This window comes from Paenibacillus lentus (genome assembly GCF_042714055.1).
In the GTDB taxonomy this organism is placed as follows: Bacteria; Bacillota; Bacilli; order Paenibacillales; family Paenibacillaceae; genus Fontibacillus; species Fontibacillus lentus_A.
Window position 1 is genome coordinate 55,776 of sequence record NZ_JBHGVC010000004.1, and the last position, 15,267, is coordinate 71,042.

Here is a 15,267-nt window from a genome sequence, read left to right on the forward strand (position 1 = left end):
TGGGGAACATGGGCTTACAATTTACGGTACTGTCGAGCGGATCTACCGGGAATGCGACGGTGGTGACGGACGGAGAGGTAACACTGATGATTGACGCGGGGTTCAGTGCCCGACGCATAGATGAATTGCTGCTGGAGCGCGGGTTGACCGGGACGCATCTGACAGGCATCCTTGTGACGCATGAGCATTCTGACCATATTAAAGGGCTTGGACCAATAGCGAGAAAATATAATCTTCCCATCTACGCCAATGAGAAAACGTGGCAGGCCATGGAGAAATCGATCGGCAGCATTGCCGAGGAGAACCGCTGTCTTCTGGGGACAGGTGAAGCGCGTGATTTCGGTTCGATGCGGGTAGAGTCGTTCGGCATTTCGCATGATGCGGCGGAGCCGGTCGGTTATACCTTCAGCGACGGCCGGGAGAAGCTCAGCGTCTGTACGGATTTAGGCTATGCCAGCGATAAAGTGAAGCAAGCCATTGCCGATTCGGACGTGCTCGTTCTCGAGGCGAATCATGATATTGAAATGCTGCGCATGGGGCGTTATCCCTGGAATATAAAGCGGCGCATTCTTGGCGATATGGGGCACCTATCCAATGAGGCGTCCGGCGAGGTGCTTAGCGAGCTGCTCAACGGCCGCATGAAGCGAACATATCTGGCTCATCTCAGCAAGGAGCACAACATGCTCGATTTGGCAAAAATGTCGGTTCGCAGCGCGATGGAGGATCGGGGCTGCTTTTATCGGGACAGCGAGTTCCGTCTATGCGAAACTTATGCGGATCGTCCTACCCCGTGGGATAGGGTGGGTGAGCCATAAAGTTGTCCAGCTCGGTGGCTTTCTTCGTGATTTCTTCGCGGGTGAGGACACCCTTCTCAATAAGCAGCTCCATCATAGCGCTAAGCGTTAGCAGCTGCTGGTAGTGATCCTCCTTGAGATCGGCCAGTTTGGCAAGAATGTTGACTTCGTTCATCGGCGAAGCATAAGAATCCATAAAAATCCTCCTCAAATAAAAATTCCCGGTAATTCCCTTGCTGGAAAAACCTTCAGGAACGCGCCGTTTATGGTAAAATAAATCTATGAATCTATCGCAAGAAAAACTACTGCTAAAAGCGGTCTGTCTACTTAGAATTTATATCGATAGAAGTTTTTCTTATTAGTGTAGTCTTTTATGAGCAGAAACATTCCTGACGCTTGGAAAAAAAGAAAGAATTACGGGAAACCAGCAACTTCATACTGAACCATCTCGTCAAGAAGTTAGGGGTTTGTACGGACATATGGCTTTGCCTACCGGGAATAAGTTGAAGTAGGGCTTCACTCAAGTTATAAGCATGAGTCGAATCGGAAGCGAGTAACCTGGGAGCAGAGTCACGGAGGGAGAGAGTTCGGATGGGATTGTTTGATGACGATTTTTATTCCACGAAGGTATCGCGGCGGCATGATCGTAAAGTGGAGAGCAATCGCGGCTGGAAAAGAAAAAAGCACAGCACGGGATGGTCTACACTGCAGGTGTCGATAGTCTCATCCGTGCTCAGCGCGATTGTCGCTGTGCTGCTGTTCAGCTTCATTACGGGTCTTCCCTCCTCCAAGGCCAGATACGGCTCTGGCGGTGGAGCCTTTTTTGGTGGGGATCCTGATCCATTCAGCCGAATTAGCACGGCTGCTGCCAAGGTTGTGCCGGCGGTCGTTAGCATTCTAAACCATAACGAGCTGTCGGGCGGAGATCCGGCGCAGGCGGCGCTTGGGTCTGGCGTTATTTTTAAGAAGGAGAAGGGCAAGGCCTTCATCATTACGAATGCGCATGTCATTTACGGAGCCAGTGATTTGGAAATTCTCACGAGCAGTGGGGATTCCAAAGAAGCTAAGGTTGTGGGCCAAGACGTCATTAGCGATATTGCAGTTTTGGAAGTTGATGATAAGGGGATTACTTCGGTGATTTCTCTTGGCGATTCCACCAGCCTGCGGCCGGGAGAGACCGTGCTTGCCGTAGGCAACCCATTGGGTCTGGGGGGAACGTTAACCTTTGGCATTGTCAGCTATACGAGCCGGGTGATTCCCGTATCGATTAATCAGGACGGTAACTATGACTGGGAGCAGGAAGTCATTCAGATGGATGCGGCCATCAACGATGGCAATAGCGGCGGGGCGTTGGTGAATCTGAACGGCGAGCTGATCGGCATTAATACGATGAAGATTGCTGATATGGGCGTGGAAGGTCTCGGATTCGCAATTCCAGTTAGCGAGGTCATGAAGTCAGTTGACGATTTAATGGAGCACGGGAAAGTGTCGCGTCCTTATTTGGGCGTATACACCCTCGATTTGAATAATCCGTTCACCGGGCTCAGCGAGGAAGACCGCCGGGATTTGATGCTGCCGAAGGATGTGAAGGAGGGCGTGATTGTGCTCGAAGCCCACGGTCCGGCGAAGACCGCAGGGCTCAAGCTGAATGATGTCATCGTTCAGCTCGACAAGCAGCCGATCCATTCGACGCTTGATCTTCGCAAGTACTTATACGGTCATAAGAAGATTGGGGATGAGCTGGAGGTTGGCTTTTATCGGGACGGTCAACTGCAGCGCGTGAAGGTCAAGCTGGCGGATAAGCCAGCCGACAGCGAGCTGGAGGATGACATATATGATGAGGGTCAGAATGGGGACAGCGATTTGGGCTTTGGCTTTGAGGAATTGGAGCCCAGTCCTTAGAACCTGAGATAAATCAGCCTGAAAAGAAGTGAATGAAGTTAATAAGAGGGATCACATTACAAGGCAGCCGCATGCGTACGGTGAATAAGTAATTGTGATCCCTTTCTTGCGAATAAGAGGAGGTAGACGAGTATGACAGCTCCGTTTGCAAGCAAGATGAGACCGCATTTTCTTCAAAATATGGAACAGGCACCGCTCGACTTACTCATCATCGGCGGAGGGATAACTGGCGCCGGAATTGCTCTCGACGCGGCTGCACGCGGCATGAGGGTTGGACTGATCGATATGCAGGACTATGCGGCTGGCACGTCGAGTCGTTCGACGAAGCTTGTCCATGGCGGGCTGCGTTATTTGAAGCAGCTCGATATCGGCGTCGTAGCCGAGGTGGGCAAGGAACGGGCGATCGTGTATGAGAACGGCCCGCATGTGACGACGCCGGAATGGATGCTGCTGCCGATTTATAAAGAAGGCACTTTCGGCAGATTCAGTACGGCGCTTGGGCTGAAGGTGTATGACTTCTTGGTCGGCGTGAAGCGGGAGGAGCGCCGTCAGATGCTGAATTCGGCCGAGACGCTAGCGAAGGAACCGCTGATATGCCGCGAGGGATTGCAGGGCGGGGGCTATTATGTAGAATACCGGACAGACGATGCCCGGCTGACGTTAGAGGTGCTTAAGGAAGCTGTTGCCCATGGGGCGCTAGCCGTGAATTATGCGCGGCTTGAGCGATTCAGCTATGAGGATGGCCGAGCTGTAGGAGCAGAGATTGCGGACGTTCTCAGTGGCAGGCTGTATAAGGTCAAGGCCCGGCGCATCGTCAATGCGGCCGGCCCTTGGGTCGATACACTGCGGGAGCTCGACGGCTCGAAGCAGGGTAAGCGATTGCTGTTGACGAAGGGGATTCATCTGGTGGTGGATCAGAGCCGTTTTCCGCTGGGGCAGGCGGTGTATTTTGATACGCCGGACGGCAGGATGATGTTCGCTATCCCTCGGGACGGCAAGGCCTATGTAGGCACTACGGATACGGAATATACGGGGGATATGATGCATCCCCGCATGGCGGATCAGGATCGGCAGTATGTACTGGATGCGTTGAACGGCATGTTCCCCGATGTGAGAATCACGGAGGAGGATATCGAATCCAGCTGGGCCGGCATCCGTCCGCTCATCCATCAGGAAGGAAAGGGGCCTTCGGAAATATCCCGCAAGGATGAAATTTGGCAATCCGAGTCGGGACTCATCACCATCGCTGGCGGCAAACTGACAGGCTATCGCAAGATGGCGGAGACCGTAGTAGATCGGGTTGCGGCTCAGCTAGTGGCTCAATTAGAGGCGGAAACCGGCCGAGGCAGTGGTATTGGTCGCGGTGGAGAAGGACGTGATGGGGAGAACGGGGGCAGGCGTCAGGGGCAGGATACGGGTAAGGGTGAGGACAACGATAAGGATAAGGATAGGGCTCAGAGCGTGAGTGATTCTCGGGGCGGGGAGCTATCCGATGGCAGCAGGGATAGTTTATGCTCTGGTTACGAGGGCGCTGGCGGCTTCGACAATGGCGCTCCGAACGGCGGGGTTCAGACAGGCGGTTCTTTGGGTTCAGGCAAGAGGTTTCGACCGTGCAGAACGAAGGAGCTGCCGATTTCGGGCGGTCATGTGGGGGGATCGGCTTCTTTTCAGAGCTATGTAGAGAAGAAGACCCTAGAAGGGATCGGTCTCGGCTTGCCTCGTGAATTGGCAGCACAATGGGCGGCCTGCTATGGATCCAATGTGGATCGTTTGTTTGAGCTGGTGCGGGAGATGTGGACGGATGGATCTCAAGTGAAGCAGGCATTGGAGGCAATAGAACCGGCAGGATCGGTCGAGGCCGCAGAGGCTGCAGAAGCATCAGAAGTACCAGAAACATCTGACATAGCAGAAGCAGTAGAAACAGTAGAAACAACAGAAGCAGCTTATCAGGTTGGACTGGCTGGAACGATGGAATTATCTGGTGAGAATGATTTTTCTAATGAAATTAGTTTTCCAGATGGGATTGAAACGACTGAAGCATCGCAAACATCCGGTAGTTCCCAAATATTTGAGGTTATTGGGCTCCCTCTAGAAGTCAGCGTGCCGCTGAGGTATGCGATGGAGCATGAGATGGCGGTGACGCTAGAGGATTTCTTTGTCCGTCGGACAGGGGCGTTGCTGTTCGATATCGATTGGGTGAAGAAATGGAAGGGGCCTGCTGCCGCGTATATGGCTTCTTATCTGGGCTGGAGTGTTGAGGAGCAAGCTCGTTATTTGGAGCAGCTAGAGAAGCAGCTGCATAATGCAGTTGTCCCGGAGGATGCAGCGGAAGAATATTAGGCGCGGGAAGATGCGAAAACGGGGTATATTTACAGTACAATTTGTGCGTAAAGATGTTCCTTTTTGCCCGGGAGTGTGGTAGAACTGAAAAGGGTATACTTTGTTTATTGTGGAATCGAGAGTCGGATCGTGAGACGCGCTAGAGAAAGGATGCTTTCACTTTATGTATGTAGTTTGCAAAGATCATGTGGAATTAGCGATTGATATGTTCGTGGATGAATTCGAGGAAGCACCGGACATTGTCGATTTGGATCAGACGAAATTTATCGAATGGGATCCTCCCGTAACGTGCCAGGAATGCGAGCAGCGGGCGAAGTTTTTGATTATTTGACGTGCGGCTAGCCTGGGAAGTGCATTGCGGCTTATGTTTGGAATACTGCAGATGCATTTTGGTTCAGGGGTTAGTTTCAGCAGTGTGAACTTATTGGAATCAGTGATTGAATGTAGAGGGCGGCGTCTTCATCCTTGGGTATGGGGAGCGGCCTTTTTGCGTGGTTGGGCTGTGTATGGGTAAAATGGGTGGGAGAGCGGAAATTACTTAGGGTATGAGGGCCAACTAGAGCCAATCCATTTGTCATTTGTAACGCTATTCAGAGTGTTATAAGGAATTTACATAAACGATAAATCGTATAAAAGAGCGATTTATCGCAAAATATCAGCTGCTGCGATCGGGCAGGCAGGACAGGAGATGCTTGGAATGTTCATACAAATTGTAGCCGTCGGCAAATTGAAGGAGAAGTATTTGGTGCAGGGGATCGCGGAGTATGCGAAGCGGCTTGCCCCGTATGTGAAGTTTCAAGTCGTGGAGGTGCCCGACGAGAAAGCGCCGGAGACGATGAGTGAGGCGGAGGTGCAGGCGGTGAAGGCACGCGAGGGGGAGCGCGTGCTGGCACAGGTGAAGAGCGATGCGCATGTCATCGCTCTGGATGTGGGCGGCGAGCTGTGGAGCTCGGAGGAGCTCGCCGCTTCTCTCGACAGGCTCGGCACATATGGGACGAGCCATGTCGTGTTTGTCATCGGCGGGAGCCATGGGCTTGCCGATAGCGTGCTCCGCCGCGCGCAGCAGCGGTTGTCGTTTGGGCGCATGACGCTGCCCCATCAGCTCATGCGTCTGGTTCTGGCGGAGCAGATTTATCGCGCGGTGAAGATCAATCGGGGGGAACCATATCATAAATAGGGCGAATTAATTGGCTTAATCCCCCAAGGTGTGTGGTTATTCTTATCATAACATCAGTAGTGAGTGCTGCAGGAGAGATTGCAAGGCTGTCGCTCTTCATATCTATGCTCGGATGGGTGTTGTACAAAGGAAGTCACAACATATACTCGATAAGGAACTTCATTTAGTAGTAAAAGGGAGTGTGCAGTACGGTTTTCGGGAGGCTCGCTTGCGGGCTCGAGGGCCTCGGCTTGACGGCACCTTGAAATTACCTTTGAACAATAAACTCGCGAAATTCCAAGTAGGTATTTCTATATGATAGACATAAAGATGTCTCTATCGTCCGTTTCTCTGCTATATTAACTGTGGTAAATTATGGAGAGTGCTTATTTAAATGTCTTAGAAGAAAATGACTAGGGGAGAAATACTTCTTGGAAACTCACTCATCCAAATATCAAATGAAAAAGAGCTATATTATATTATTGCTAGTCTCCATATTAGTTGTTTTAACCGGTTTGCGCATTTTGTGGATGGAAACGTTTCATGTTCCCAAACAGGCGTTAATTTATAATGGGCAATCCGATTTGCGTAATTGGAATGCAGAAGATGGCAGCATTCTCTTACTTGATGGCGAATGGGAGTTTTATCCCTCGCAATGGTTGATAGATGGTAGTCGGCAACAATTGTTAGGCGATAATGCGCCAAGGCATATTCAGGTACCGGGAGGATGGAGTGAAGCTTTGCATGCTGACAAGCCATCTCCATACGGGTATGGCTCTTATCGTTTGCGTCTTTATGTAGACCCGGCAAAGCACCTTAATTATAGTATTCGTGTACCCAGCGTACGCACTGCATCAGAATTATATGTAAACGGTCGATTGCTTACTAAATCCGGACAGGTAGCGACAACAAAGGATGAATATATTCCGAAGGACCTACCTTATTCTACAACCTTTACAGCAGATGACAACGGTGTAATCGAAATCGTCATTCAGGCGGCAAATTATGTGGATAGTCGAAGCGGGGGCATTGTCCGATCCGTTAAATTTGGTTCAGAAGAAGCCATTGCCAAAGAGATGAAAGCTTCCACTTTTATGCAATTTTTGGCAGCGATTATATTTATTATGCATGCTGTCTATGCGCTTATTTTGTATTTGCTAGGAAATAAGGAAAAGAAGCTGCTTTATTTCAGTTTGCTTGCATTATGTGTAACGATCATGAGTGTCTTTAGTACGGATGAGAAGTTGTTCCATCAATTATTTTACATTGGGATTAATTGGGATTTCAGGGTGACTAATATTGCTTTCGTTATTGCAGCCTATGCTTTGCTCCAGTGTACGGATCATCGCGAGCTTCCATATTGGCGTAGGATGTACCCTGTCTATAAAGTAATGAATCTAGGGACTGCTGGCATCACTTTGTTTTTAGATCCAACTCAAGTGATTATGCTCTTTCCGGTTTATTATCTATTACTTGGTACTGCTGGAGTTATTACGCTGATTACAATGTTTAAAAAAGTAATCAAAGGTTTAAAAAGCAATCTTTTACTGCTTTTCTCTTTTTTTGCGTTGATGAACCATTCTCTTTGGTCGTTAATCTTGTTGGATAGCGGTTTGAGTCTTGTCTACTATCCGTTCGATATGATTATTGCGATGGGCTGTTTAGCCTCTGAATGGTTTAAGGGTTACTTTATCATGCATGCGAACACCAAAGAGCTTGCTGCAACCTTGCAAAGAATGAATGATCATAAGGATCAATTTCTGGCAAACACTTCGCATGAATTTAAAAATCCGCTGCATAGCATTCTTAACATGTCACAATCTGTTTTACAAAGGGAGCAGCATTTATTGCAGGAACGAAGCATCAAGGAGCTTGAAACGGTCTTATCTGTAGGACGTCGGCTGACATGGATATTAAACGACTTAATTGATGTAATGAGCTTACAGGAAGGCAATCCGCGTCTACAGAAAAAAGTCATATTTATTCAGCCGATCGTGACCGGAGTAATGGATATGCTGCAATTTAATGCAGAAGTAAAGTCTGTAAAAATTGCAAATCAAATTCCTGAAGATTTTCCTCCAGTAAATGCGGATGAGAACCGGGTTGTTCAAATCGTGTTCAATCTACTTCATAATGCTGTGAAATATACGAATGAAGGGACAATTTCAATTCAAGCTTTTGCCAAAGATGGAAGAGCGTATATTGTGATTGCTGATACGGGGATCGGAATGGATGAGCACATGCTTAAGCGCTTATTCCGTCCGTATGAGCAAGGCAGTACGAGTGTGACCATGATTGAAGGCGGCTTTGGGTTAGGTTTAAGCATAAGCAAACAGCTGATTGAGCTTCATGGAGGTACGCTAGATGTATCCTCTGTTTTAGGGGAAGGCTCGAAATTTACATTTTCATTAAGGTTAGCAGGTTTGGGAGCGGAGGAAGAGAATGATGTGACCAACTCATTTGAACCATTACCATTACAATTCATGCCGATTCAAGAAATAGCCTCCTCAGTGGATATGGAAAAAGTGAAAATTCCGCCAGCTACGAATCAAACAACTTTAATAGAAATGAATCGTGAACGTCCGATTCTATTAGTTGTTGATGATGATCCTGTCAACCTTCAAGTACTTGAAGCCATACTACCACCAGACGAATATGATTTAACGATGGTAACGAGCGGTAAAGAGGCATTAGCTATACTAGACACTAAGGAATGGGATCTGGTCATCTCCGATATCATGATGCCACAGATGTCCGGTTATGAGCTGACACGAATGATTCGTGAGCGGTTTACGCTCACGGAGCTCCCTGTATTGCTCCTTACCGCAAGAAGCCAACCGAAAGATATTCAGAGCGGTTTTATAGCGGGGGCAAACGATTATGTGACGAAGCCAGTGGAAGCAATAGAAATAAAATCGCGGATCGAGACGTTAGCTACGATTAAACAATCCGTTCGAGATCAACTGCGATTAGAAGCTGCATGGCTGCAAGCGCAAATCCAGCCTCATTTTTTATTTAATGCTTTAAATGCTGTAGCAGCTTTAAGTGAGATTAATCTAGACAAGATGCGTGATTTGCTCGATGAGTTTAGCAATTTTTTGAGGAATAAATTTACGTTTCAAAATATGGATGGACTTGTTCCAATTGAAGAGGAGCTAAGTCTAGTACGCTCTTATTTATATATTGAGAAGGTTCGATTTGAAGAAAGGCTGGAGGTTGCTTGGGAGATCGATGAATACGGAGAATTGGAAGTTCCATTTCTTTCGATTCAGCCTCTGGTGGAAAACGCGATAAGACATGGCGTTATGAAGCGCACTCGTGGAGGAAAGATTAGTATTCGAATTTCTGTCCATGAAACGCATGCAGAGATAACCGTTGAAGACGATGGGGTCGGAATGGACGAGGCTCAATTGCAACGAATTTTACAAAGTAAAGCAGATAAGAGGTCAGGTGTCGGATTGATCAATACGGATCAACGATTAAAACGGCACTTCGGAACAGGACTTCATATCACAAGTACGTTAGGTATAGGGACAAAGGTAACTTTTCATGTACATAACAGGTTGAATAGCGGGGATAAAGCTAGGTGATAAATAAGTGATTGAATGGGGAGCATCCTTGGCTGCTCCTTTCTTAATTTTCGCTGATAGCCCCGTTAAGCTGAACCGTACCATAAATAAGGCGAAATATTTGGTGAAACGGCTCTTTCTTAAACCTTTCATCAAAAATGGTCGAATGAGTATAGTTTATATTTGCAATGTTTCGCTCTTTTATATTGATGTAAGTATGTTCATCCTTCATCTCTAATTGATCATATTTACTTGCTTTTTTGTCCCAAAAACTTTCTGATTTATTCAGTTCAGTTACACCTTCTTTTGTAAAGCATTCACCTTAATTGGATACAGAATCCTGTTCCGCCCGGTTGAATCCTTTAATGATTAGCCATATAGCCAAAACCAATTGTTGAAAGGCTATTGGAATGTTCAACATCATGTAGGTTGCATCCAGACCGATGAAGCGAATCATAAATAATAAGCTTGCCAAAATGGACAATGTAGACCCAATAAGACCCGAAACTGACAATCAACGTGGAACTGATTTTGTTTGGTAAAGTTTGGTTTTGGGTTGAAGGTGCACTCCGATCGCTGATAACCCCGTAATTTCTTCCTTCCCAAGATCCACCGGGATTCGATCGAGGACAATTTCATGAGTGGCTTAACGCTGAAATATTTCATTTTTTATGTCGTCATTCATAATCAATATAAATCACATAAGGCATCCCGACGGGGATGCCTTAAAATCTTGCCGTTTCAGACAGCGTGGAGAACCGTGCTATAAATAACAGGTATGTTGCTGAACTAACGGGTACGGTAGTTCAATGAAGTAAAATTTAGTTTAAACCCTACCGGTTCCTGCATACCTATGCATGCCAGTTATTGGATAATGGTGCCCCCTTAGATTTTATACAGGGGATGCTTGGCCACGAAAAAGCATCCACCACACGAATGTGTTTTAACTGAAGCGGATACCGGCCCTGATGGTAGTTCTGCTATGCTAAGTAAGATAATCGGCAACACGGCAGTTAAACTTAAATAGTAGAGCCGCCATCAACTGCAAATGACTGCGCCGTGATATTGTTGGCAAGATCACTGCATAAGAACACAGCCATGTTAGCAATATCTACTGGTTCTTGTGGGCGCTTTAGTGGAATCATATCGGTAAAACTTGCAAAAATTTTAGCTTTTTCCTCCTCATTTCCGTTACCTGCCATTTCGTTAAGCTGTTTCTCCCACATATCGGTTCTGACGACACCAGGACAAATTGCATTGATGTTAATATTTGAGCTTGCAGCTTCTCTAGCTAATGCGGCAGTAAGAGCCATAACACCAGCTTTTGCAGATGCATAGACACTGGAAGCTGGAGTTGCCATTTTTGCCGCAATGGAAGAAAGATTTACAATTCGTCCGGAATTTCGTGGCATCATGTAAGCTAGAGCCGCCTTACAACCGTAAATTGTACCTTTTAAGTTGATGTCAATTAGACGGTCTATTTCGTCGGTAGAATACTCATGGATAGGTTTCATGATACCAATACCTGCGTTGTTTATCATAAAATCAAGTCCGCCTAAATTATCTGTTGTTGTATCAATAAGTTTGCTAAATGATTCTGAATCACGAGTGTCAATCTGGAATGTAATGGCTTTGCGACACAAGCTTTTAATCTCCTCAGCAGTTTCCAAAGCGCTGCTTATGTTAATGTCAGCAACAACCACATCTGCTCCTGCTTGTGCAAATCTAAGAGCAATGGCTTTTCCAAGACCGCTTGCTGCACCCGTTACAATGGCTACTTTACCATTCATGTTTATATCAATCATAGAGTTACCCCACCTTTCTTTTGTTGCCTCTATGGTATAATAGGGAGTAAGACAAAACATCGGTAATATTACCGATATTTGTTGAGTGATATAGAATTTATAACTTTCGTGTCATAAATTCTAAGTGTCACCTTAAGAAACGCATCCGTCTTTATAAAGACGGCGAAGCCGTTTCTTCTTGATAATATACGGAAATCAAAGCGCTGATAGAAATTAACATAGCCAGTCTGACAGTAAGGGAGATGGCGATATAAGATGAAACATATTACAGTAGAGGACTATCAAATGATACTTGATTTGTGCTTAATGATGGATTATTATGATCAGCCGTATCGTCAGAGAACACTGAATGTCCTGGCCGAAGGGCTAGGCCCGGGGTTTCATCACCTTACCTTTCTTACACTCAATAAATCAGATAAACTAGCAAACCCCGTTGGAATTAATAAAGTACAACATTTGTGTGACAGTTACACCAAGTTTTACTACCGTTATGACATGTTTAACCATTTGTATATTCCTAAGAAGCCCATTGTCGGGGTTATGTCAATTGAGGATATTATGAGCTTTCATGAATATGAGCGGACTTTTTATTATAATGATTTCCTCCGTAAAGAGAACCTTTATTATGAATTGGCCGTTCCACTTTACTATAATAATAGGCTCATTGGCGGCCTTGGGTGCTTTAGAGAGGAAAAAGAGGGCAACTTTACGCCCCGTGACAAGGAGGTCATGAGTCTTCTTTCTCGCCATTTGGGATTGAGTTATTACAATTCGATAAAGGCTCAAAGATTAATGTCCACTGAAAGGCTTTTAGCCAAAGGCAATCAAGAGGATAACCTTATTTTACAGCTGACATCGACCGAGAGGAAAATCGTTCGTCTGGTGGCAAAGGGAATGACTAACCGAGATATTGCTAAACACAATCATATCAGTTTTCATACAGTTAAATCCCATTTGGAGAATATTTATAACAAACTAGAAGTGAGCAGCCGAACAGAAATGCTCCACCGAATTTACGGCAAAGAGAAAAGGGCTTAAAGTCATTGCAGCAAAATTAGGTTCTTCCCAGTTTAGCATGACTACTTCCCGCCAATCATTGTAGTAGAACCCTGAAGGGAGATACTTTAGATAACGGAAAATGAGATGTTTAGTAGAGCTATGAACTTAGGATCAGGCTGAGAAGTATACCTTGTTGCATTCGAAACCAGTGTACGCAATCGAGGTTATTTTAATTTGGACCTCTGTCAATAGACTGGTTGACGGCCGGAATCAACTGGTCACTTACGTGAAGTCCAGCTATCTCACGTGCAGAAATTATTGCAGTTATTGCTCGTATAATTAATTTCAGTTCTATAGAAAAACCAAGTAATGTTCATTTTGAAGATATATCTGGTCATCGGAATAATTAACAAATACAAGAAGCAGCCGAGATAGGATTAATTAAAGGTAAGGATTCATCAGCCTTTGCTCCAGATGAGCCTTCTAACAGAGCTGAAACTTTAACAATTGTTTTAAGATCATTAAAACTAATTCCAGAAATCATCAGTATTCTAAACCAAATTAATTAATCTTAGTAGAGTGACTGACTATGCAATATTGAAGTTTGATTTTGCAAAACTATGGTATGTTGGCTTAAATACCCTTCTGAACACATTAAGGGCACCCACTCAGGTGCCCTTAAAATTCCGCATTTAGAGTGTTACGGGGAACCTTATCACAAGTGACGGCGAAAAATTTTGTTGGGGGAAAGTTAGGGAATGTTGAAGGCGGTCAATAAAAATACGGTAGTGAAACGCGCCGCAATTAAAGATATCGGAAGTCTCATATTTCATGGTATCTTATGGGGGTGGCAAACCGATTACAATTCTATCGTTAATGGAGAACCTATATGAACTATGATTGTTTAATTGTGGATGACGAGACGGTCCTTGCGGAAACTACGAGTGAGTATTTTAATATGTTCGAGGTCAAATCCGCTTATGTGACTAGCGCAGATGGATGTGTACAATTTTTACGGGAAAATGAAACATCATTGATCCTCCTGGATATCAATCTCGGCGATACATCTGGCTTTGATTTGTGCAAAAGGCTGAGGCAAACGACGCAGATCCCCATTTTGTTTATTAGCGCCCGTTCTAGTGATGATGATGTTCTCATTGCACTGAACATAGGCGGAGATGATTACATACAAAAGCCATATACACTTAGCATATTGCTTGCCAAAGTAAAGGCTGTACTCAAAAAATATGGCGGGAATAGCAGCCCCCCCTTTGTATAACCATTTAGAACTAATGAGCATTCAAGCAAAGGTTCTCTATATTCATGATCATGCTGGACGGATCACGACGATCAATGAGCCAACGAACAGGCCTGCTCCCCGATTTTTTTTGGGACAGACTGTTGCTGGCCGTATTGTACGATTCCGGAGCGATGTACCCGAGCGCTTAGTCCATGACATTCTGCAATTTATGGATCAGGGCGATTCAACTGAGCAACTTGCCAATGTTATACGCACGTTGGACAAGGATAGAGAAGTTAGAGGCTTATGGATGGGCCCGGCTTTTACATTTCATGAAACCGTAAAGGATTACATGGGTGCCACCTTGGTTACGGAAGACAATAAATACTGCTTGGAACCAGGGTTCCCTACTCTATTATCGGAACTGAAGTTTCGAGGGCCTTGTTTTATGATGACGGAAAACAACATGGCTGTATCTGTCTGTTTTAGTGCAAGAAGTAGCGATAAGGCTGCAGAGGCCGGAGTCGAGACACTGAAAGATTATCGTGGAAAAGGATATGCGATGCGCGTAACGTCCTCATGGGCCCAAGCGATACGACGGTCTCGGAGGATTCCCTTGTATAGTACATCATGGGATAATTATTCATCGCTTTCCATTGCAAGACGCCTCCGTCTTCACCTTTATGGAACGGATATTTCAATACTTTAAAATTTACATCTAAAAGATAGGCCATCCCGCAAGGATGGCTTTAAACTTGCCGGTTCAGTTTCTTGTTGGTCTTGAAATATGAAGCGGGCACACCACCAAAAAAGCGATCAAGGCAACAGGAATACCTGAGGCTACGATCGCTTTTTTGTTCTCTCCGACAGTTTAGTAATCGATTCAATGTCTTGATCGGTTAATAGATCTAGAAAATGCTTGCGTATTGACTTTGAAACTATGGGGAGGGCTTCATCTAAGGCTGACTTCCCGGCGGAAGTAATGATGACTTGAACGCCACGATCTGTGTCTAGTGGCTTTCTCAGAACAAGACCGCGTTTTTCCATCCGCGTTAGATGGTGTGATAATCGGCTCTTATCCCAGTCCATTGAGGCAGCTAATTCATGTTGGCGAAGCTTACCATCCCCAAATTGGACTAACCGGTCTAACACCCCAAAATCACCCTCTGATAGTCCTGTGTGTTCAGACATCTCCTTTACTACGCGACCGAAGATTCGTTTAAAGGAGCCTTTCCACATATTCCATATTTGCATCTCGTCTTCGTTTAGTTCGCTCATATCCATGCATATATAATAGCATGGTTGACATATCAACATCAAGGTGTTAAAGTACACTCAGGTTGACACGTCAACCTGAGGAGATACCACAAATTTATGGTTGATGTATCAACTATAAATTTGTGGTACATGATCGAACAGTAAATAAACTTGAAAGGAGTTCATGCTCATGCATGATAACCCG

General features: G+C 45.6%; 14 protein-coding genes and 1 pseudogene. 11 read left to right on the forward strand and 4 right to left on the reverse strand.

What is annotated here, in order from left to right; all coding sequences use genetic code 11:
- Positions 1 to 8 precede the first annotated feature (8 nt).
- Entirely contained in the window at positions 9 to 815 is an 807-nt protein-coding gene (locus ACE3MQ_RS10220; protein ID WP_379392522.1) for an MBL fold metallo-hydrolase, read from the forward strand.
- On the opposite strand, the gene ACE3MQ_RS10225 is transcribed toward ACE3MQ_RS10220, so the two are convergent.
- Complete coding sequence (locus ACE3MQ_RS10225; protein ID WP_379392523.1) at positions 784 to 990, reverse strand: hypothetical protein; 207 nt, start codon at positions 988 to 990, stop codon at positions 784 to 786. The two genes, ACE3MQ_RS10220 and ACE3MQ_RS10225, sit on opposite strands and share 32 nt — an antisense overlap.
- 395 nt (positions 991 to 1,385) lie before the next feature.
- Between ACE3MQ_RS10225 and ACE3MQ_RS10230 the strand changes: the two genes are divergently transcribed.
- The 6 genes and pseudogenes from ACE3MQ_RS10230 (at position 1,386) to ACE3MQ_RS10255 (ending at position 9,782) form a co-directional block, all read left to right on the forward strand.
- Positions 1,386 to 2,696 (forward strand): S1C family serine protease, encoded by a 1,311-nt coding sequence (locus tag ACE3MQ_RS10230; RefSeq protein ID WP_379392524.1) that lies wholly within the window; start codon positions 1,386 to 1,388, stop codon positions 2,694 to 2,696.
- Positions 2,697 to 2,828: 132 nt separating this feature from the next.
- Positions 2,829 to 4,010 (forward strand): annotated as a pseudogene (locus ACE3MQ_RS10235) (glycerol-3-phosphate dehydrogenase/oxidase); the annotation flags it as partial.
- A gap of 654 nt (positions 4,011 to 4,664) precedes the next feature.
- Positions 4,665 to 5,036 carry a glycerol-3-phosphate dehydrogenase C-terminal domain-containing protein gene (locus ACE3MQ_RS10240; protein WP_379393048.1) on the forward strand — a complete coding sequence of 124 codons (372 nt, stop codon included), beginning with the start codon at positions 4,665 to 4,667 and terminating at the stop codon, positions 5,034 to 5,036.
- A 163-nt stretch (positions 5,037 to 5,199) separates the two neighbouring features.
- Positions 5,200 to 5,367 carry a CxxH/CxxC protein gene (locus tag ACE3MQ_RS10245; protein WP_019639440.1) on the forward strand — a complete coding sequence of 56 codons (168 nt, stop codon included), beginning with the start codon at positions 5,200 to 5,202 and terminating at the stop codon, positions 5,365 to 5,367.
- 366 nt (positions 5,368 to 5,733) lie between these two features.
- Positions 5,734 to 6,213 (forward strand): 23S rRNA (pseudouridine(1915)-N(3))-methyltransferase RlmH, encoded by a 480-nt coding sequence (gene rlmH, locus ACE3MQ_RS10250; RefSeq protein WP_379392525.1) that lies wholly within the window; start codon positions 5,734 to 5,736, stop codon positions 6,211 to 6,213.
- 437 nt (positions 6,214 to 6,650) lie between these two features.
- The gene (locus ACE3MQ_RS10255; RefSeq protein WP_379393050.1) at positions 6,651 to 9,782 is read left to right on the forward strand and encodes a hybrid sensor histidine kinase/response regulator; all 3,132 of its coding nucleotides are present in this window, start codon (positions 6,651 to 6,653) and stop codon (positions 9,780 to 9,782) included.
- A 301-nt stretch (positions 9,783 to 10,083) separates the two neighbouring features.
- Here ACE3MQ_RS10255 and ACE3MQ_RS10260 read toward each other — a convergent pair whose 3' ends face one another.
- Entirely contained in the window at positions 10,084 to 10,275 is a 192-nt protein-coding gene (locus ACE3MQ_RS10260) for a DUF4386 family protein (RefSeq protein ID WP_379392526.1), read from the reverse strand.
- A gap of 329 nt (positions 10,276 to 10,604) precedes the next feature.
- On the opposite strand from ACE3MQ_RS10260, the gene ACE3MQ_RS10270 reads away from it, so the two are divergent.
- Positions 10,605 to 10,712 (forward strand): hypothetical protein, encoded by a 108-nt coding sequence (locus tag ACE3MQ_RS10270; protein WP_379393052.1) that lies wholly within the window; start codon positions 10,605 to 10,607, stop codon positions 10,710 to 10,712.
- Between the two features lie 68 nt (positions 10,713 to 10,780).
- On the opposite strand, the gene ACE3MQ_RS10275 is transcribed toward ACE3MQ_RS10270, so the two are convergent.
- Positions 10,781 to 11,566 carry an SDR family NAD(P)-dependent oxidoreductase gene (locus tag ACE3MQ_RS10275; RefSeq protein WP_379392527.1) on the reverse strand — a complete coding sequence of 262 codons (786 nt, stop codon included), beginning with the start codon at positions 11,564 to 11,566 and terminating at the stop codon, positions 10,781 to 10,783.
- Positions 11,567 to 11,821: 255 nt separating this feature from the next.
- Between ACE3MQ_RS10275 and ACE3MQ_RS10280 the strand changes: the two genes are divergently transcribed.
- From ACE3MQ_RS10280 to ACE3MQ_RS10290, 3 genes are all read left to right on the forward strand, one after another.
- Positions 11,822 to 12,604, forward strand: coding sequence for a LuxR C-terminal-related transcriptional regulator (locus tag ACE3MQ_RS10280; protein WP_379392528.1), 783 nt, complete (start codon positions 11,822 to 11,824; stop codon positions 12,602 to 12,604).
- An 850-nt stretch (positions 12,605 to 13,454) separates the two neighbouring features.
- Complete coding sequence (locus ACE3MQ_RS10285; RefSeq protein WP_379392529.1) at positions 13,455 to 13,844, forward strand: response regulator transcription factor; 390 nt, start codon at positions 13,455 to 13,457, stop codon at positions 13,842 to 13,844.
- A complete protein-coding gene (locus ACE3MQ_RS10290) occupies positions 13,837 to 14,514 on the forward strand; it encodes a GNAT family N-acetyltransferase (protein ID WP_379392530.1) in 678 nt (225 codons plus the stop codon). The genes ACE3MQ_RS10285 and ACE3MQ_RS10290 overlap by 8 nt, the downstream gene beginning before the upstream one ends.
- 131 nt (positions 14,515 to 14,645) lie before the next feature.
- Here the strand turns inward: ACE3MQ_RS10290 and ACE3MQ_RS10295 are convergent, their stop codons facing one another.
- Complete coding sequence (locus ACE3MQ_RS10295) at positions 14,646 to 15,122, reverse strand: MarR family winged helix-turn-helix transcriptional regulator (protein ID WP_379393054.1); 477 nt, start codon at positions 15,120 to 15,122, stop codon at positions 14,646 to 14,648.
- Positions 15,123 to 15,267 lie beyond the last annotated feature (145 nt).